Raw genomic sequence first — 18,118 nt, forward strand, 5'->3', positions numbered from 1 at the left:
TTGGTCTAGACCCAGCGGAATACCGCTGCGGCATAGACGAGACAGGCCAGCAGCGCATAGGGCTGCGGCCCGATCTCGAGACCCAGCCAGATCAGATTGATAAAGGCCGAGCCCAACAACGTGATGAACAAGCGATCACCCCGTGTCGTTTCGATCCGAAGGACGCCCATGCGGGGGGTCTCGGGGAATTTGATTGCAAGTACCGTGAAGGTGATCAGCAGCGCAGCGATCACACCAAAAAACAGTGCGGTGGGCAGTGTCCAGGCCATCCATTCCATAGGGTCTGTCCTTTCCTAAACGCGGCCCAGGGCAAAGCCCTTGGCGATGTAATTGCGTACGAAATAAATCACCAGGGCCCCCGGAACCAGCGTCAGCACACCGGCTGCGGCCAGCACGCCCCAATCGATGCCCGCAGCCCCCTGGGTCCGGGTCATGATCGCGGCAATGGGTTTGGCGTCTACCGTGGTCAGGGTCCGCGACAGCAGCAATTCCACCCACGAGAACATAAAGGTGAAAAAGGCCACCACGCCGATGCCGCTGGCGATCAGCGGGATGAAGATACGGATGAAGAAGCGGGGAAACGAATACCCATCGAGATACGCGGTTTCGTCGATTTCCTTGGGGACACCGCGCATGAACCCCTCGAGGATCCACACCGCCAGCGGCACGTTGAACAGGCAATGCGCCAAAGCCACAGCGATATGGGTATCGAACAGCCCTACCGAGGAATAAAGCTGAAAGAACGGCAGCGCGAAGACAGCAGGCGGCGCCATACGGTTGGTCAGCAGCCAGAAGAAAAGATGCTTGTCGCCCATGAACGTATAACGGCTGAAGGCATAGGCTGCGGGCAGCGCGACGCTGAGCGAGATGACGGTGTTCATCACCACGTAGGTCAGCGAATTCACATAGCCCATGTACCAGCTTGGATCGGTCAGGATCTTGGCATAGTTGGCCAGCGTAATGTCACGGGGCCAAAGCGAGAATGCGCCAAGGATTTCCGAGTTGGTCTTCAGGCTCATGTTCACCAGCCAATAAATCGGCAACAGCAGGAACAGCAGATAAAGCCCCATGACCACAGCCGAACCGTTGATCCGAAACTTTGGTTGCCGGTTCGTTGCGACCTTGGGGGCGGCAGTATTTTCGGCAAGGCCTACCGTGCCAGGAGTTTGGGTATTTGCGTCGGCCATTACACCCCGTCCCTTTTGTCGAGATTGGTCATTACGGTGTAGAAGACCCATGAAATCAGCAGGATAACCAAAAAGTACATCAGTGAAAAAGCTGCGGCGGGCCCCAGATCAAACTGCCCTAGCGCCATTTTGACAAGGTCGATCGAAAGGAAAGTCGTCGCATTTCCCGGCCCCCCGCCGGTTACGACAAACGGCTCTGTATAGATCATGAAGCTGTCCATGAACCGCAGCAGGATCGCGATCATCAGCACGCCCGCCATCTTGGGCAATTCAATAAAGCGGAACACCTTCCAGCGACTGGCCTGGTCGATCTTGGCCGCCTGATAATACGCATCCGGAATCGATTGCAGCCCAGCATAGGCCAGCAGCGCGACCAGCGACGTCCAGTGCCAGACATCCATCACGATAACGGTGCCCCAGGCTGCAAAAAAGTCCTGGGTATAGTTGTACGAGATGCCCAGCTTGGCGAGGGTGTAGCCTAACAATCCGATGTCGACGCGGCCAAAGATTTGCCAGATCGTACCGACAACGTTCCACGGCACCAGCAGCGGGAGCGACATCAACACCAGACAGAACGAGGCCCAGAAGCCCTTTTTCGGCATATTGAGCGCAACAAAGATGCCAAGCGGAATCTCGATCGCCAGGATGATCGTCGAGAACGCCAGTTGCCGCCACAGCGCATTCCACATCCGTTGTGAGTCGAGCATGTCCTTGAACCATTCCAGCCCGGCCCAGAAAAATACATTGTTACCAAAGGTGTCCTGCACCGAATAATTCACCACGGTCATCAGCGGAATAACCGCCGAAAAGGCGACAAGCACCAGCACCGGCAGCACAAGGAACCAAGCTTTCTGGTTCACGGTCTTGTTCATAATGCGCCCTCCCCTTCAGCGGCCACGCGCCAGTCGTCGGCATAGACGTTGATACCCTTGGTGTCGAAAATGATATGGTTCACGCCGGTTGAAACATGCGCGTCTTCATCGGTAATCGCGCTGATCTCCTGGCCGGCGACATCCAGTCGGATGATCTTGTGACGACCGACATCCTCGATGCGGGTGATCCTGGCCGGCATCCCGGTGCCATCCGTAGACAGGCGCACGAATTCCGGGCGCACGCCGATCTGCACCTTTCCCTTGATCCGGCCATAGCCAGCCCCCAACGCCACCTGACTGCCGTGGATATTCGCAGTGGTGCCATCGATCTCTGCGTGAAACAGGTTCATCCCCGGTGAGCCGATGAAGAACCCCACAAAAGTATGGGCCGGGCGCTCGAACAGTTCCTGCGGCGTACCGATCTGCACGACGCGACCATCATACATGACGACGACCTTATCGGCAAAGGTCAACGCCTCGGTCTGATCATGGGTCACATAGATCATGGTGTGACCGAATTCCTGATGCAGCGATTTCAGCTGCGTGCGCAATTCCCATTTCATATGGGGGTCGATGACGGTCAACGGCTCGTCAAACAGCAGCGCGTTGACGTCTTCGCGCACCATGCCGCGGCCCAGCGAGATCTTCTGCTTGGCGTCCGCAGTCAGGCCACGCGCCTTGCGGTCCAGGTCCGCCTCCATTCCGATCATCGTCGCGATCTGGGCGACGCGTTGCGCGATATAGACCGGATCAGCCCCGCGATTGCGCAGCGGAAACGCAAGATTGTCGCGCACGGTCATGGTGTCGTAAACCACCGGAAACTGAAAGACCTGCGCGATGTTGCGCTCGGCGGTAGGGTCCTGGGTCACGTCGACATCGTTGAACAGAATGCGTCCCTGTGACGGGTGCAGCAGGCCGGAGATAATATTCAAAAGGGTTGACTTGCCGCAGCCGGACGCCCCCAGCAAGGCATATGCCTCGCCATCGGCCCAGTCGTGGTTCAACTCCTTGAGGGCGAAATCTTCCTCGGATTTCGGGTTTGGCAGATAGGAATGTGCCAAGTTATCAAGCGTGATCTTGGCCATCAGGAGGCCTCCGCATAAGGGGCTGCAGCGACGAGTTTACCGTCTTTACCAAAAAAGTAGACATGCGCCGGATCAAGGTGAACCTCGAGCGGCTGGCCCAGTTGCAGACTGTGAACGCCGTGGATCAGCCCGACCCATCTCTGGCCCTGATGATCGAGGTGCACGAAGGTCTCCGAGCCGGTAATCTCGGTGACATTCAGCTTCGTCCTGAAGGCAATCGAACTGGCACTCTTGGGCGCAAGCTCCAGGTGGTTGGGGCGGAAACCGGCGGTGTAAATGCCATTGGCGTGCTGGATCAGCGCATCGGGCACCGGAGCCGACCGACCGTCGCCAAAGGTCATTCTTGTACCGTCCTTGGTGACAGTCAGGAAATTCATCGGCGGATCAGAGAACACCCGCGCCGTGGTGGCGTCGACCGGACGGCGGTAAACCGAAGGGGTCTGCCCGAACTGCGTCACCCTGCCCTCCCACAATGTCGCGGTGTTGCCGCCCAACAACAGGGCCTCTTCGGGTTCGGTCGTTGCATAGACAAAGATCGAGCCGGATTTCTCGAAGATCTTCGGAATTTCCGCCCGCAGTTCCTCGCGCAGTTTATAGTCTAGGTTCGCCAGCGGCTCGTCCAGCAAAACCAATCCGGCGTTCTTTACCAGCGCCCGCGCCAGTGCGCAGCGCTGTTGCTGGCCGCCCGACAGTTCAAGCGGTTTGCGATCCAGCATCGGCGTCAGCTTCATCAGATCGGCGGTTTCACGCACGGCCGTGTCGATTTCCGCTTTTGATTTGCCGACCAGTTTCATTGGCGAAGCGATGTTGTCATAGACGGTCATCGACGGGTAATTGATGAACTGCTGGTAGACCATCGCAACCTTGCGGTCCTGCACGCGCTGACCTGTCACATCCTCACCGTGCCAGAAAATCTGGCCTGTGTTGGGCACGTCAAGGCCCGCCATCAGGCGCATCAGAGAGGTCTTGCCCGATAGCGTCGGCCCAAGCAACACGTTCATGGTGCCGTTCTGCAATTCCAGATCGGTCGGATGAATATGGATCTGACCACCGACCGCCTTGGAAACGCCTTTCAGAAGCAAAGTCATGAGTTGGATCCCTGTCGTTGTGCCGCTTCGGCGGCGGTCGCTTGCAAATGCGTCCGCATCCAGTCTTCAAGTCTTGCTATTTCCCCGCGGCTTAACCGCAGGCCCAGTTTGTTGCGCCGCCAAACAACATCCTCGGCGGTGCGGGCAAATTCGCGTGTCATCAACCAGATCACTTCGCGCTCGGTGAGGGTGGCGCCGAACGCCTCGCCCAGATCCGCTTCGGTAACCGCCCCGTCCAGAACGTCCCAGCATTCCGTTCCGTAGGCGCGCACCAAACGCCGCGCCCAAAACGTGTCGAGGAATTCATAGTTGCTCATAAGCTGCGCGATCAACGTCTCGACTCCGGACACTTCAAAGTCGCCACCCGGCAGCGGCGCCCCGGCGGTCCAGTGTCCCGATGTGCCGGGAAAGAACGTCACGATCTTGTCCATCGCATCCTCGGCCAGCTTGCGATACGTGGTGATCTTGCCGCCAAAGATATTCAGGATCGGTGCGCCGTCGGTGTCATCTACCTTCAGTGTATAATCGCGCGTCGCCGCCGTGGCGCTGCTGGCCCCGTCGTCATAAAGCGGTCGCACGCCGGAATAGGTCCATACGATATCGTCCACGCCGATCTTGTCCTTGAAATAACCGTTCGCGAAGTCCACCAGATAACGCTGCTCTTCCGGCGTACACACGGGCTTGACGTTTGGGTCGTGATGTTCGGCGTCGGTGGTGCCGATCAGTGTGAAATCGGTCTCATAGGGAATGGCGAAGATGATCCGCCCGTCCGTGCCCTGAAAGAAATAGCACTTGTCGTGATCATAGAGCCGCCGGGTCACGATATGGCTTCCACGTACGAGGCGTACACCCTCATTGGACTTGACGTTGACCCTCTGGTGAATGATGTCGCCGACCCAGGGTCCGCCTGCGTTGACCAGCATGCGCGCTTTCAAAACATGGCTTTCGCCGCTGTCCGCGTCGCGCAATGTGATCTGCCAGTGATCCCCAGCGCGAACGGCCGCCTCGACCTTTGTGCGGACCATGATCCTGGCACCGCGAGCCTTGGCATCACGGGCATTCAGCACAACCAGCCGGGAATCTTCGATCCAGCAGTCGGAGTATTCATAGGCTTTCTTGAACCGGTCTTCCAGCGGGGCCCCTTCGGGCGTGCCGGCCAGATCGACGGTCTTCGTGGGCGGCAGGATTTCCCGCCCGCCAAGATGATCGTACAGAAACAAGCCGAACCGGATCATCCAGGCCGGACGACGGCCTTTCATCCACGGCATGGCAAAACTCAGAATGCGCGATACCGAGGTCTCGCCCTCGAACCGCATGTCAGGGCTGTACGGCAAGACAAACCGCATCGGCCAGCTGATATGCGGCATCGCGCGCAGCAATGTCTCGCGCTCGGCGAGCGCATGGCGGACAAGATTGATCTCGAGATATTCCAGATAACGCAGCCCGCCGTGAAATAGCTTGGTTGACGCCGACGATGTGGCTGAAGCCAGGTCGTTCATCTCGGCCAGCGCCACCTTAAGCCCACGCCCAGAGGCATCGCGGGCGATGCCGCATCCATTGATGCCGCCCCCAATGACAAACACGTCAAATGTCTCTGCGCTAGCGGTCGCGTCCGGCAAATGACCCTCCCAGTCACGTAATGATCCTGCGAGTCGTAGGCATAGATTGCAGTCCGGGCCTCTTCAAGACAAATTTTCGTTTTCGTTCGTTTTATCGGCATATATACATTTATTGCCCGTAATCTTGAGCTATCTGTCATGAAATTTTCAATTCGCGCACAAACGAAAAGACAGACTTGCGTTTTGAAGTGCGCTGCGCCCTAATACCGGCCAAGGGGATCAAATATGTCGCAAACCTTTCGTCATCCGGAAATTCTTGAAGCCGCACGCAGACAGGGAAAGGTCACGGTCGAAGGCCTTGCCGCGCAGTTTGGCGTGACGCTTCAGACCATCCGGCGCGATCTGACGGATCTTGCCGAGGCCGGCAGGCTGGAACGCGTTCACGGCGGGGCAATCCTGCCATCGGGCACCACAAACATATTGTACGAAGAACGTCGCAACCTGAACCAGGCCGCCAAGACGGAAATCGCCCGCGCCTGTGCTGCACAGATCCCAGAAGGCAGTTCGGTTTTCCTGAACATCGGCACCAGCACCGAAGCCGTGGCGCGGGAACTGCTGCATCACCACGATCTTATGGTGGTCACCAATAATATGAACGTCGCCCATATCCTTGCCGCCAACCCGGACTGCCAGATCATCCTGACCGGCGGCACGCTTCGCAGGCTTGATGGCGGCCTGATCGGAACCCCGACCGTATCGACCATCCGCCAGTTCAAATTCGACATCGCTGTGATTGGCTGTTCTGCAATGGACACCGACGGCGATTTGCTCGACTTTGACATTCAAGAGGTCGGCGTCAGCCAAGCCATCATTGCGCAGGCCCGCAAGACGTTCCTGGTTGCGGATCTATCCAAGTTCAAACGCAATGCCCCTGCACGGATCGCCTCGCTGGCGGAAATCGACAGTTTTTTCACCGACGCACCTCCGCCTGAGAGGCTTTTAGCTGCGTGCCGGGGCTGGAAGACCAATATTATTGCCGTCTCAGAGCAAGCGCCCTGAATGGAGTGACGCGGAAGGAACCGGCGTCTGAGCGCCCATTTGAAACCTGTACCGCCCAAGGGCTCCTGTCGATTTTGGTGCACTCAATCAAGGGTGTATGTTACGTCACCCACGCAAATCCGCGCCCGACAATGGCGCAGAGTCCGAAACCGGCCAGCCCCCCGCCTATTGGACCATGGGCAGAAACTTCGCACTCGGCCGGTTGCGCCGGGAGAGACATGAAATGTGCGCCGAGATTGCGCGCTCTGCGCATTTTTCGCTTTGGACCAGACCGCAACCACATCCACGTTTAAGTCCGCCGACGGATGGCCTATATCACCCAAAACCGCCCGGCTGGAACTGCGGGCAGGTATGACGGCTGCACGGACCCAAGCCACGACCCCAATGGAGTTCTCTGAATGAGCAGACCCGCAAGACCGTTGCAAAAGATCGCCTGTATCGGCGAGGTGATGATCGAGCTGGCGACGGGTCCGGACGGGCACAGCACCGTCGGCGTTGCCGGAGACACCTATAATTCTGCCGTCTATATGGCGCGCCTGCTGAAACAGTGCGAGGTCCGCGTCTCTTATGTGACGGCACTGGGGACCGATCCCTATTCGGAACGGATTCTGGCAGCCATGCGCTCTCACGATCTGGGGACCGATCATGTCGAGCGGCGCAGCAATCGCGTCCCAGGTCTGTATGCCATCGACACCGACGATGAGGGCGAGCGCAGCTTTACCTATTGGCGGTCAGCCTCGGCGGCACGCACGCTGTTCACCGAACCTTGCGCCGTTCCGCTTGCGACGCTTTCTGAGTTTGATTTGGTGGTCTTGTCTGGGATTACCATGGCGATCCTGCCAACCGAAATGCGTCAGCGGGTGATCAAACAGATCGACCGATTCCGCGCCTCGGGGGGCACATTTGCCTATGACAGCAACCACCGGCCTGCATTGTGGGAAAGCGTTCAGGCCGCGCGCGAGATCAATACAGCCATGTGGGCGCGAGCCGATATCGCCTTGCCTTCGGTGGATGATGAAATCCGCATTTACGGTGACGTGGACGAGGAAGCGGTTGTGGCCCGCCTGCAAGACACCGGCGTCCGCTCCGGCGCATTGAAACGCGGGGCGGCGGGGCCGCTTTCGCTGACTGACGGTGCGACGCTGACAGGTCCAATAGACAGTGTGCGGGTCGTTGACAGCACTTCTGCGGGTGACAGTTTCAACGCCGGATACCTTGTCGGGATCATCCAGGGGCAGGATCCGCAAATGGCCATGCGTATGGGCCACGACCTTGCCGCAAAGGTGGTACAGCACCGGGGCGCGATCATCCCCTCTGACGCGATGTGACCCTTTTCACCCACCGATGATGCGACGGGCTGACCGCCGCAGCCGACCCGTTTAGGCAAACAATGTAACCGAGCTACCCTGGTCCGTGTTCTCGATCCCTGGCAGGCGGGACTTTATGAACGCCCCTGTCAGCGCCTCAAGCAGAACCCGGCCTACCCTTTGACCGGTGGGCGATTGTTCTACAATCACCGATAGGGGACATGTTTGAGATAGGTTCGGCTACGGCCCGCCCCTATGTTCGTTTGGGGACCTATATACTTAACTAGCCAAAATCTACATTAGAACGAGGGACGTTTCGGGGGACAGATCAGGTGGGATACAGGAGATTGGCACCAAGGGTGCTATTGTACCGGTTTGAGACGCAATTTCTGACCCGGCATCTCTGTTTTAGCTTCCACACTCACCGGGACCGCAACGGGCGCGCGGTTTGCGTGACGGGATGCAACACATGCTGTCCTCGTCGAAAAACCGACAAATCTCCAGATAGCGAATCCGGGTATCTTCCAGTTGTTGATAGTAACGGAACAACTCCTTGACCGGTCCCGAAAAATCCTTGTGTGCGGCCAGAACCGCGATCAGGGCCCCTAAGGATATCCGATCTTCGATCACGAAATACCCACCAAGAGAGTAGAACAGGAACGGTGTCAGTGAAGTCAGGAAGTTGTTCAGAGCCTTGATGAAGAATTTCAATCTATGGATCCGGTGCCGGATCAGTTCAAGCTGTTTCAGACTTTGAGAGACGTCTCTGATATCCGCCAACGATTTGACATCTCCGCGAAACTGGTTGCCCACAATACGGCCAAGGCTTCGCATTTCGCGGATGCGATTCCGGCTCAACCGATTCAGATATCTTTGCAACCTTGGCAATAGCAGCAATTGAATTGGCAACACCGTCAATGCGGCCGCACCCAGGATCGGATCCTGAACGAACATAAACAACAAGATCGTCGCGAGGGTGCCGCCCTGCACGATCAGAACGGTCAAAACGTCGGCGGCATAGCCACCAATGGGCTCGACCTCTTGTCCAAGAATTGGAATAATTTCACTGGGGCGGTTCGGGGAACGATCCATTCTCCACTGCCGATAGATCAAAAGCCGCAGGCGTCTCAGAAAACGTTCGGTAACTCGTCCCTTGTAAACATTCAGGCAATATTTGTTCAGCCCAAGGAGCAATATAACTAACAAATAGAGACCGCTTAACCACAGCAAGAAAGATGTCTGGGACAGTTCGAACCCGTAAACGGTCACGAGCGATTGTTCTGAGGTCAACGCATTGTTGACGATCTGCTTTGGCAGTTCCAATGCCAGATACAGGATTGGCATGGTGATCAAACTAAGGACGAAAAGCCAAAATTGCTGTTTCTTCGAAGTGGTCAGAACCAGCCTGAAGAGGTTTTGACCCAGCCAGGGCCGACTTATTTCGGTGGTCTTGGCCGAAGGGAACGCGCGAGTATGCCGCCGATACGAGAAAGCGGCCCGGATCGACAAATACAGAAGGGTCAGGCCTAACAGCACTGGAGCAAGCACAAGAATCAGGTGCAGGAGGGGATGCGCCCAACCCGGCAGCGGGTCATCCAATCCGAAGCTCAGAAAGCCCGAGGCTTTATGGGCGAAATTGTGATACCAAGACATTTTTCAACTCTGCTCGAGGTTTGAAAGACGGGAGGCACACCGACCAAACGGCACGAAACTGCGACGGCAACGCACCATACAGCCACATCGCAGGCCTGATTTCTGCTTTTTTCGAACTGCTAGGTCGCCATAGGAGTATGGGGCCGCTTCGCGCGACCCCATGTCTCGGCTTACTTCAACTCGACAACCGTCAGCTTGCCATTCACCCGGTCGGCGACGAACTCGATATCTTGCCCTGCGGACAAGTTTTCAAGCATCGCATCGTCTGCAACCCGGAACACCATGGTCATTGCAGGCATTTCCAGATCGACGAGTTCCTCGTGAATGATGGTGACCTTTCCAACTTTGTCATCGACTTTTTTGACTGTGCCCTTGGTGAAGGTTCCAGCCATTGCCATCGAAAGCGTTGCAGCCAGGATCGCTGCCGTCGCGGCACTGATTTCCAAGAGTTTCATATCTGATCAGATCCTTATGAGCCTTGTTTTCCGACATCGAGAGCACCGTGCATGCCAGCTTCGTAATGACCCGCTATCAGGCAGGCGAACTCGAACCGCCCCTCGTTGGAGAAGGTCCAGACGATTTCGGCGGTTTGACCGGGTGCAAGGCGAGCCGAGTTGGGTTCATCGTGTTCCATATCGAACTTGGCCATCATCGCCTTGTGCTCTGCATTCTCCTCATAGGTGTCCATCACGAATTCATGATCGAGTTCGCCTTTGTTGGTGATGACCAACTTGACGGTTTCATCGGGTTCGAAATCCAGTCGTCTGGGTTCAAACAGCATTTCTCCGTCGTCGGTTTCCATCATCGAGATTTCAATTGTCCGGTCTACGGGATGGTCATTACTGGGGCGGCCGATAGGCATTTCATTTCCCTGCTCGCTGGCATGGGTGCCGCCTGCAAAAGCCGGCGCGGCCAGTCCCAGCATCAACGTGGTCGTGAGGAGAAGTTTAGTCATGGTTTTTCCTGTTTGTTGGTTTCGGGTTTGGGTTTTACTCAAGAGGCCGTCAGCCTCTTGAGGTGGTCTTAGGTGTGATCCGGGTTTTGGCGTCGTGAACCTGCGCGAATTCGGGCAGTTCTCCGGTCCATTCATAGGCCTGCGTTCCCGGTGGGTTTTTGTACCAGCCGGGGTCAGAGTAATCATCGGGGTCAATGCCCTCGCGAACCTTCACCACCGAGAACATGCCGCCCATTTCGATCGGACCATAGGGCCCCCAGCCGGACATCATCGGCACCGTGTTGTCAGGCAGAGGCATCTCCATCACGCCCATATCAGCCATTCCGGCGGTGCCCATCGGCATATATTCGGGCTGCAATTCACGGATCTGTTTGGTCAGTTTGCGTTTGTCGACACCGATAAAGGTGGGCACGTCATGGCCCATCGCATTCATCGTGTGATGCGATTTGTGGCAGTGAATCGCCCAGTCCCCCAGATGCTCGGCATCGAATTCATAGGCCCGCATTCCGCCGACAGGGATGTCGACCGACACCTCGGGCCATTGCGCCTCGGGTGGCACCCAGCCCCCATCCGTACACGTGACCTTGAAATCATAGCCATGCATGTGGATCGGGTGATTTGTCATCGTCAGGTTGCCAACCCGCACCCGCACCCGATCGCCCTGGTTGACCACCAGCGGGTCGATGTCCGGAAAGATCCGACCGTTCCATGTCCACAGGTTGAAGTCGGTCATGGTCATGATGCGCGGCACATAAGTGCCCGGATCGATGTCAAACGCGTTCAGCATGATCAGGAAATCGCGATCCACCGGCATGAAGGCGGGATCTTTGGGATGCACGATGAACATGCCCATCATCCCCATCGCCATCTGCACCATTTCATCGGCGTGCGGGTGGTACATGAAAGTCCCGGATTTGATCAGATCGAATTCATAAACATAGGTTTTGCCGGGTGGGATGCCGGGATGGCTCAGGCCACCTACACCGTCCATCCCCGATGGCAGGATCATGCCATGCCAGTGGACAGTGGTGTGTTCCGGCAGCTTGTTGGTGACAAAAATCCGCACTCTGTCGCCTTCCACCGCTTCGATGGTTGGGCCAATGGACTGACCGTTATAGCCCCAGAGATGCGCGATCATCCCCTCGGCCAGTTCGCGCTCGACCGGTTCGGCAACCAGATGGAATTCCTTGACCCCGTTGTTCATGCGGTGCGGCAGGGTCCAGCCATTGAGCGTGACCACCGGAGTGTAATCCGGCCCACTATTGGGGCGCGGCGACACTTGTGTGGCAGCAGTATCCATGATCGCCGCTTCGGGCAGTCCCATGTTGGTGGTCTGCCCCCAGGCCTTGGAGGAAACCAATGCCGCACCTGCGGCTCCAGCCCCCAGCATTTGACGTCTGTTCATCATTGTCCTAGCCCTTTCAATGTCCGGCGCCGCCGGCGGCAATCGCCATGCGTTCATCACCGCCCATGGCTCCTGACCCGCCGCCATAGATCGCGGCGGTCATGTTTGCCTGCGCCAACCAGAAGTCGCGTTTCGCATTTGCCGCTTCCAGAGAACTGGCCAGCTTCTCGCGGACATCCGTCAGCAATTCGAAAGTGTTGGTGATCATGCCGTTATAACTCAGCAGCCCCTCCTCCTCGATCGTTGTGCGCAGCGGCACGACCACGTCCCGATAGTGGCGGGCAATCTGATAGGAGGAATGATAGGAGACCTCTGCGCTGCGGGCCTCGGACCGCACATTCACGGCCTTTTCCGCCAATGTGTTTGCGGCCTGCATATAGGCCAGTTCAGCCTTGCGCATCCGGGCCTGACCGGTGTCAAAGATTGGAATAGCGAACTCCAGCTCGATCTGTGGCCGGGTGCTGGTATCCGTGTTGCCATCTTCGCGCTCACGCTCTGCTTCGAACCCCGCGATCAGTTCCAGATCCGTCACCAGCCGGGTCTGATCGGTCAGGCCGAATGCTCGGGCCTGCGCCTCCAGTCCGGTCTTGGCAACCTTCAGATCTACCCGGTTGGATAGTGCCGTCGCCTCGATCGAAGACACCCGCCGCAACGATTTCGGAAGGCTTGGCAAAGCATCAGGCACAAAATAGTTAGTGTCAGTGCCCCAGAGGCCCATCAGCCGGGTCAGCTTTTCTTTGGCCACAGTCGCCTCCAGTTTTGCCTTGGCAACCTGTCCCGCCAACTCTGCGCCAAAGGCAAACTCGCGCGCCTGACCTGCCTTGTTCAGCGCCCCGGTCTTGCCCAGTTGCTCGGCCAGTTCGGCACCCGCACCTGCGGCCTCGCTGGCCTTTCGTAAATACCCAAGGGTTTCGAAAGCGCCCACGGCATTGATCCACGCCTGCCGGGTCTGATTGGCCAGAGACAGGGTGTCGCTTACAGCATTCAACTGAGCTTGCTGAAATTGTGCGTCGGCAACAGCGATCCGCTGTTTACGAGTCTTCACATCCAGCAGGTTGAACGCAATCATCGTCTCAAGCGTACGATACAATCCCAATTCGGGCGCCCCGACGCCATAGATCCCCAGAGAAACGACCGGGTTCTGTGGCGTTGACTGTTGCCAGACCTCCGCTGCCGACAACCCAACATTCGCGTAGGACGCCTGCAGCCCCTTGTTGTTCAGCAAGGCCACCTGCACAGCGGTGTCCACCGAGATCGTCTTGCCTTGGACCATGCCGCGCACCTCTTTGGTCAGCGCGTCATTTTCTGCCCGTGTCTGTGCGAAAGCCGTTCGCTTACCTATCGCGCCACTCGTCTGGGTGGACACATCCAGAAACCCGGCCTTGGCGTCGGTGTATTTCGTCGGCACCTGCGGTGTACAGGCCGCCAGCACAAGTGGTGTGACCAGCAGCACCGGCCATTTCATCTTCGCCATCAATTTGCCTCCGACTGAGCGTCATTCACGCCACGCCACGACACGGGCCCGGTCGGTGAATGGTTCTGAAAACCTGCAAACGGAGGCTGATAGCCGACATTGGCGGAAGTGATCGAAGGGATGGCAACCGTTTGTTGCGCGCTGATATCGGGAAGCGGTGTCGGCTCGGGCGAGCACGCACCAAGTGCGAGGACGGATGCCCCCAGCAAAACTGGAATTTTCATGGGTATTTACCTGAGTAGCTATAACAGAGATGCCAGCACCACAGCGCCGACAACATCAATCTTCAGGACATTTCTGCCCTATGTCTCAGATACTTGGGGGTCGCAAAAACCCGTGCACTTCGCGAGAAGTCACTGCTTTCAACGGTAGCTCAAAATGTTCGTCCCGTTGAGCAAAGCCAGCCTTCTCAATTGAATCACCAAGAAAGACCGACGAACAGATGGCCGAGCAACAGTTCAAGCCACCATTTTGGGCGGCATCGTCCCGGTCAGGCGTTTCACAATCAGTCAACTCGCCTGTCACCTCGTGTTGAACCGAGACACCGTTGGCAATGTCGCCTGAATTGCCATCGTGATGGCCCATGGAGGCGCGTACTTCTGACGCCAATGAAATTACAACCATACAAACGGTCACCACCAATATGGCGGTTTGCATTAGTTGCTTTATGAAGGCACCTTTTCCCACAGCTGGTTTGTGCCCGCCCTTTTGATACTGGTCAAGTGCTTGGACCACCACTTAGTAAACTTTTGTGTGACCTGGCGGCATACAGTCACATATCTTTCGCAAAAGCTTATCCCCGCTTGATGGCGCGATCCTTTCGTTGGAATGGAAGAACGCACTATGGAACAAGTTCGTCATGGGCATCTCGCACGGATACCCGGCAGGCGATTTGCAAGGCGAATCGTTCGAAAGGGGCGAGCTATGATCGCGGCTCTGAGCAAAGGGATCGGGATCAACTCCAAGACGGTCGAGGACCGGCAGACCGGGCCGGAGGAGCCGCGAGCAACCGTTCTCAGTGAATCAGATGAGACGATTATCGTTGCAGTTCGACAGCATACGCTGCTGCCACCGGATGATTGCCCCTACGCCCTTCAGCCATCGCTTCCACACCTGACACGGTCAGCGCTAGATCGGTGCCTTCAGAGACATGGTTATAGCTCTGGACCCAGAGATGATCCGGGATCCGGCAAGCACGGCCTACAGCGATCCTGTAATCCATACATGCCTGGCAATGAAGGCCCTGTCGGGCAGCGGACAGCACAGGGATAAAAGCCGGGGTGAAGACGAGTGGACCGCAGGCAAGCATGGCGGTCCCAAACGACGCGTTTGGCGCAAAATCCATCTCGGGACCGACGAGCGCACACTGGAGGTTCGGGCCTTTGAGATCAGGGGGGACCACACTGGCGACGCGCCGGTTCTCGCCGATCTGCCCCGCCAGACCCCAGCCGGCAAAGAGATCGCACCGTCACCGCTGACGGTGCCTGTGACATACGCAAGTGCCACGATGCAATTGCCCACCGGGGTGCGAATGCCGTTATCCCGCCCGCAAAATGCCAACCCGTTCAAAGCCATTACTGCAGGTGAGATGGCCAGAAACGAGGCTCTGCGATCTACGAAATACCTTGGTCGCGCGCACTGGCGAAACTGGAGCGGGTACCACCGACAAAGCAGGGTCGAGACGAAGATGCGCTGCATGAAACTGCTGGGGCAGCGCCTCATGGCGGGGGGATCAAAGCGTGGATTTTCAACAAATGACCGAACTGCGCATCCAAGTTCGAGCGGATTCCATGGCTACTCGCATGGTTAAGAGCGCATTTGGCCTAATCTTGACGCCCCCGACACCCTCCCACACCATGCGCACAATGGGCATGGTGTGGCCTGCGTGCTGAACGTGTGGGCCGCACGTTCGCAAACCGGCGCGCCAAAATCAGCACTGCGCGGCCGTCACTGCAATCATGTGAAGAATGTCTTCCGCAGTGCATCCTCTGGACAGATCATTTGCAGGCTGGGCAAGACCCTGCAGGATCGGACCGATCGCGACGGCCCCGCCAATTCTCTGGGCGATTTTGTAGGCGACGTTGCCTGTATCCAAGTTTGGAAAGATGAAAACATTCGCACTTCCGCCAACTGTGGAGCCCGGCGCCTTGGCTGTCGCCACGTCCGGCACAAAGGCCGCATCAAATTGCAACTCTCCGTCGACAATCATGTCAGGTGCCATCTTGCGCAGTATTGCGGTTGCTTCGACAACCTTCGACACCTTGTCGCCCGCAGCGCTACCGCGTGTTGAAAAGGACAACATCGCCACTTTGGGCGTTTCACCCGTCAGTTGAACCAGAGAGGCGGCCGATGCATGGGCGATTTCAGCCATCTCTGACGCGCTTGGATCAATGACCAGACCCGCATCCGAAAAGACGAGTGCCCCCTTCTTCTCGTGATGGTCCTTGCAGAGCAGCATCAAGAAAAAGCTCGACACCATTTTGGCATCCGCGGCAGTGCCGATCACCTGTATCGCATTGCGGACGATTTCGGCAGTTGTGGTCGTGGCTCCGCCCAGCGTGCCATCCGCATACCCAAGTTTGACGAGAAGAGCGGCATAGACATGCGGGTTCAGAATGGCTGCAGACGCAGCTTCGAGTGTGACCCCCTTGTGTTTGCGCAGTTCATGATAAGCGGCGCTCATTTCGGAATGGTGCAGCGTTTCTTTGGGATCATGCACTTCGATCCGGTCAAGGTTCTGTCCCCCCGAAAGTGCAAGCTCCCTTGCGACGGTTTCTCGGTTGCCAACCAGAACGATGCGCGCGACGTTTTGTTTGGCTGCTTCTATCGCGGCGGCGACCACACGCGGATCTTCACCTTCGCTTAGTACGATCTTGCGATCCGAGCGGGCAGCATTTGCCAGAATAATTTCCAGAGGCTTCATTGTCGTGCTCCGTTGAGTGAGGGGTATTCCGGTCTTGAGAAATGACTTTAGATGGCACTGTAGTCCCTGATTACAAAATGCTTGGTCGTCGTCTCAAGAACGTGCCAGAAGCCGTGAAAGCCGTTTGGAATCAAAAAACTGTCACCCTTCCGAAATTCTTGTTCTGTACCGTCTTCCGAGATCAGTTTGACATGCCCGCTGAGCAGGACGCAGAATTCATCGCGGTTCGCAAACGCGCGCCATTTGCCCGGGGTGCTGGTCCATGTTCCGGCTATCAAAGCCCCGTCGGCACTTGTGAACCGCAGTTCGGTCGTGTGATGCGGATCGCCTTGCACAACTCGGTCGGGCAGGTCAGCAAGACGGCGGTGTGCAGATGTGACGGTGTCAGCGAAATCAACAACAGGTTTGGTCATGAGCCCCTCCATGTTTCAATTGGCGAAATAAGTGATGCCGAACAGAATGAACCCGGCGATGAATACGGTTTCAGCGACAATCAGTATGATTGCCTGACCGCCGACATCCACGATGGTCTTGAGCGAGGTTTTCATGCCCACCGCTGCGATGGAAATCAGCAAGGACCATTTCGAGACATCCGACAGAAATGTCTGCATCACTGTGGGGATCAATCCGGCTGAATTGATTGCGGCCAGAAGCAAAAACATGATCACAAAGAACGGCATGAGCGGGGGACGTTTTCCGCCGACCGCCTCGTCGTTCTCGGCATAAGTACGAATAACCAGGGCGAAGACCAAAACGACGGGAGCCAACATCGTCACGCGGATCAGTTTGACCAGTGTTGCGGTCTCGCCTGTCTCATCGCTTACTGAGAACCCGGCACCGACCACCTGCGCCACATCGTGGATGGTGCCACCCAGGAAAACGCCGGTTTGCAGATCATCCAATTGCATGGTCTGGGTGATCACCGGATAGATGATCATCGCCAGTGTGCTAAGGACTGTGACGCTGAGGACGGTAAAGATCAGGTTGCGCTCGGAATGCTCGTTCTTTGGCAGTACCGCGGCGATGGCCATGGCGGCAGAGGCGCCACAGATCGCGACCGAACCGCCGGTCAGCAGCGCAAAGCGCCAGCCTCGGCCCAGCAATTTCGCGCCCAGCAGGCCGAACAGGATGGTCAGGATGACACCCGCAATGGTCAGGCCGATCAGCTTGGGGCCGAGACCGACCAGCAACTCGACGCTGATCCGCGCGCCCAGCAGGGCGACGCCGATGCGCAGCACGATGCGAGAGGTAAACGCGATGCCGGAAACACAACGCCCCTCTTCCGCCAGAAAGTGAAAGGCAATGCCCAGCAGCAACGCCATCAGCAGCGCCGGCGCGCCGTAGTGGTCGGACAGGAATTGCGCGGCCACGGCGACAATGACCGAAACCAGAAATCCATAGCCGTTGTTGAACAGGAACTTTTGCGTCCTGGCAACATAGCTTTCATTGGCAGCGAGTGCAGTCGACATTGTGAAAACCTCGAGTCACGGGCCGTGCAGCACGGCAAAGCGAGACAGCCCCGTTCGCCGACATCGCGGTAGACGGGTCCGT

The 18,118-nt window shown here is 57.2% G+C and carries 18 protein-coding genes and 2 pseudogenes; 4 read left to right on the forward strand and 16 right to left on the reverse strand.

Annotated features, from left to right (window positions below):
* Positions 1-5: 5 nt before the first annotated feature.
* Genes NANH_RS0122755 through glpD form a run of 6 tightly spaced genes read right to left on the reverse strand, consistent with a single transcriptional unit; the run spans position 6 to position 5,851 of the window.
* Entirely contained in the window at positions 6-278 is a 273-nt protein-coding gene (locus NANH_RS0122755) for a DUF2160 domain-containing protein (RefSeq protein ID WP_027264104.1), read from the reverse strand.
* 15 nt (positions 279-293) lie between these two features.
* On the reverse strand, positions 294-1,187 hold the full coding sequence (locus NANH_RS0122760; RefSeq protein ID WP_027264105.1) for a carbohydrate ABC transporter permease: 894 nt from the start codon (positions 1,185-1,187) through the stop codon (positions 294-296).
* Entirely contained in the window at positions 1,187-2,059 is an 873-nt protein-coding gene (locus tag NANH_RS0122765) for a carbohydrate ABC transporter permease (RefSeq protein ID WP_027264106.1), read from the reverse strand. Before NANH_RS0122765 ends, NANH_RS0122760 begins: the two co-directional genes overlap by 1 nt.
* Positions 2,056-3,144 carry an ABC transporter ATP-binding protein gene (locus NANH_RS0122770; protein WP_027264107.1) on the reverse strand — a complete coding sequence of 363 codons (1,089 nt, stop codon included), beginning with the start codon at positions 3,142-3,144 and terminating at the stop codon, positions 2,056-2,058. The genes NANH_RS0122765 and NANH_RS0122770 overlap by 4 nt, the downstream gene beginning before the upstream one ends.
* On the reverse strand, positions 3,144-4,232 hold the full coding sequence (locus NANH_RS0122775) for an ABC transporter ATP-binding protein (RefSeq protein WP_027264108.1): 1,089 nt from the start codon (positions 4,230-4,232) through the stop codon (positions 3,144-3,146). Before NANH_RS0122775 ends, NANH_RS0122770 begins: the two co-directional genes overlap by 1 nt.
* Positions 4,229-5,851: a glycerol-3-phosphate dehydrogenase gene (gene glpD / locus NANH_RS27005; RefSeq protein ID WP_036050257.1), complete on the reverse strand. Its 1,623-nt coding sequence runs from the start codon at positions 5,849-5,851 to the stop codon at positions 4,229-4,231. Before glpD ends, NANH_RS0122775 begins: the two co-directional genes overlap by 4 nt.
* Before the next feature lie 225 nt (positions 5,852-6,076).
* Here glpD and NANH_RS0122785 point away from each other — a divergent pair, with 225 nt between their 5' ends.
* Together NANH_RS0122785 and NANH_RS0122790 are read left to right on the forward strand one after the other, a co-directional pair.
* On the forward strand, positions 6,077-6,850 hold the full coding sequence (locus NANH_RS0122785) for a DeoR/GlpR family DNA-binding transcription regulator (protein ID WP_027264109.1): 774 nt from the start codon (positions 6,077-6,079) through the stop codon (positions 6,848-6,850).
* Positions 6,851-7,248: 398 nt separating this feature from the next.
* Positions 7,249-8,178 carry a sugar kinase gene (locus NANH_RS0122790; protein WP_051372566.1) on the forward strand — a complete coding sequence of 310 codons (930 nt, stop codon included), beginning with the start codon at positions 7,249-7,251 and terminating at the stop codon, positions 8,176-8,178.
* 387 nt (positions 8,179-8,565) lie between these two features.
* On the opposite strand, the gene NANH_RS27010 is transcribed toward NANH_RS0122790, so the two are convergent.
* The 7 genes from NANH_RS27010 to NANH_RS28755 all read right to left on the reverse strand — a co-directional run bounded on the left by NANH_RS27010 (position 8,566) and on the right by NANH_RS28755 (position 14,382).
* Positions 8,566-9,810 (reverse strand): ABC transporter ATP-binding protein, encoded by a 1,245-nt coding sequence (locus tag NANH_RS27010; protein ID WP_051372567.1) that lies wholly within the window; start codon positions 9,808-9,810, stop codon positions 8,566-8,568.
* Positions 9,811-9,980: 170 nt separating this feature from the next.
* On the reverse strand, positions 9,981-10,265 hold the full coding sequence (locus NANH_RS29725) for a copper-binding protein (RefSeq protein ID WP_027264111.1): 285 nt from the start codon (positions 10,263-10,265) through the stop codon (positions 9,981-9,983).
* Positions 10,266-10,279: 14 nt separating this feature from the next.
* A complete protein-coding gene (locus tag NANH_RS29730) occupies positions 10,280-10,807 on the reverse strand; it encodes a cupredoxin domain-containing protein (RefSeq protein ID WP_302847311.1) in 528 nt (175 codons plus the stop codon).
* A 7-nt stretch (positions 10,808-10,814) separates the two neighbouring features.
* Complete coding sequence (locus NANH_RS0122810; RefSeq protein WP_027264113.1) at positions 10,815-12,173, reverse strand: multicopper oxidase family protein; 1,359 nt, start codon at positions 12,171-12,173, stop codon at positions 10,815-10,817.
* A 13-nt stretch (positions 12,174-12,186) separates the two neighbouring features.
* Entirely contained in the window at positions 12,187-13,644 is a 1,458-nt protein-coding gene (locus tag NANH_RS0122815) for a TolC family protein (protein ID WP_027264114.1), read from the reverse strand.
* Positions 13,644-13,868, reverse strand: a complete 225-nt coding sequence (locus NANH_RS28190; protein ID WP_074920673.1) for a hypothetical protein — start codon at positions 13,866-13,868, stop codon at positions 13,644-13,646. Before NANH_RS28190 ends, NANH_RS0122815 begins: the two co-directional genes overlap by 1 nt.
* 85 nt (positions 13,869-13,953) lie before the next feature.
* Positions 13,954-14,382, reverse strand: a complete 429-nt coding sequence (locus NANH_RS28755) for a hypothetical protein (protein ID WP_139236508.1) — start codon at positions 14,380-14,382, stop codon at positions 13,954-13,956.
* A 105-nt stretch (positions 14,383-14,487) separates the two neighbouring features.
* Between NANH_RS28755 and NANH_RS29915 the strand changes: the two are divergent.
* Positions 14,488-14,814, forward strand: a pseudogene (locus NANH_RS29915) (IS481 family transposase); the annotation flags it as partial.
* Between the two features lie 86 nt (positions 14,815-14,900).
* A pseudogene (locus NANH_RS27015) lies at positions 14,901-15,454 on the forward strand (IS5 family transposase); the annotation flags it as partial.
* A gap of 120 nt (positions 15,455-15,574) precedes the next feature.
* On the opposite strand, the gene pta reads toward NANH_RS27015, so the two are convergent.
* From pta to NANH_RS0122840, 3 genes are read right to left on the reverse strand one after another with little or no spacing between them, the layout of a single operon-like run.
* Positions 15,575-16,567 (reverse strand): phosphate acetyltransferase, encoded by a 993-nt coding sequence (gene pta, locus NANH_RS0122830; protein WP_027264116.1) that lies wholly within the window; start codon positions 16,565-16,567, stop codon positions 15,575-15,577.
* Between the two features lie 47 nt (positions 16,568-16,614).
* Entirely contained in the window at positions 16,615-16,980 is a 366-nt protein-coding gene (locus NANH_RS0122835) for a cupin domain-containing protein (protein ID WP_027264117.1), read from the reverse strand.
* 15 nt (positions 16,981-16,995) lie between these two features.
* Complete coding sequence (locus NANH_RS0122840) at positions 16,996-18,036, reverse strand: YeiH family protein (RefSeq protein ID WP_027264118.1); 1,041 nt, start codon at positions 18,034-18,036, stop codon at positions 16,996-16,998.
* Positions 18,037-18,118: the final 82 nt, after the last annotated feature.

The organism is Sedimentitalea nanhaiensis DSM 24252 (assembly GCF_000473225.1).
In the GTDB taxonomy this organism is placed as follows: Bacteria; Pseudomonadota; Alphaproteobacteria; order Rhodobacterales; family Rhodobacteraceae; genus Sedimentitalea; species Sedimentitalea nanhaiensis.

Bases quoted from the DNA above. Each gene is read 5' to 3' on its own strand.
- NANH_RS0122815 (WP_027264114.1), bottom strand. From the start codon at position 13,644: ATGGCGAAGATGAAATGGCCGGTGCTGCTGGTCACACCACTTGTGCTG.
- NANH_RS28190 (WP_074920673.1), bottom strand. From the start codon at position 13,868: ATGAAAATTCCAGTTTTGCTGGGGGCATCCGTCCTCGCACTTGGTGCG.
- NANH_RS0122835 (WP_027264117.1), bottom strand. From the start codon at position 16,980: ATGACCAAACCTGTTGTTGATTTCGCTGACACCGTCACATCTGCACAC.
- NANH_RS0122840 (WP_027264118.1), bottom strand. From the start codon at position 18,036: ATGTCGACTGCACTCGCTGCCAATGAAAGCTATGTTGCCAGGACGCAA.
- NANH_RS0122760 (WP_027264105.1), bottom strand. From the start codon at position 1,187: ATGGCCGACGCAAATACCCAAACTCCTGGCACGGTAGGCCTTGCCGAA.
- NANH_RS0122775 (WP_027264108.1), bottom strand. From the start codon at position 4,232: ATGACTTTGCTTCTGAAAGGCGTTTCCAAGGCGGTCGGTGGTCAGATC.
- NANH_RS0122765 (WP_027264106.1), bottom strand. From the start codon at position 2,059: ATGAACAAGACCGTGAACCAGAAAGCTTGGTTCCTTGTGCTGCCGGTG.
- NANH_RS29725 (WP_027264111.1), bottom strand. From the start codon at position 10,265: ATGAAACTCTTGGAAATCAGTGCCGCGACGGCAGCGATCCTGGCTGCA.
- pta (WP_027264116.1), bottom strand. From the start codon at position 16,567: ATGAAGCCTCTGGAAATTATTCTGGCAAATGCTGCCCGCTCGGATCGC.
- NANH_RS0122790 (WP_051372566.1), top strand. From the start codon at position 7,249: ATGAGCAGACCCGCAAGACCGTTGCAAAAGATCGCCTGTATCGGCGAG.
- NANH_RS0122755 (WP_027264104.1), bottom strand. From the start codon at position 278: ATGGAATGGATGGCCTGGACACTGCCCACCGCACTGTTTTTTGGTGTG.
- NANH_RS0122810 (WP_027264113.1), bottom strand. From the start codon at position 12,173: ATGATGAACAGACGTCAAATGCTGGGGGCTGGAGCCGCAGGTGCGGCA.
- NANH_RS27010 (WP_051372567.1), bottom strand. From the start codon at position 9,810: ATGTCTTGGTATCACAATTTCGCCCATAAAGCCTCGGGCTTTCTGAGC.
- NANH_RS0122785 (WP_027264109.1), top strand. From the start codon at position 6,077: ATGTCGCAAACCTTTCGTCATCCGGAAATTCTTGAAGCCGCACGCAGA.
- NANH_RS0122770 (WP_027264107.1), bottom strand. From the start codon at position 3,144: ATGGCCAAGATCACGCTTGATAACTTGGCACATTCCTATCTGCCAAAC.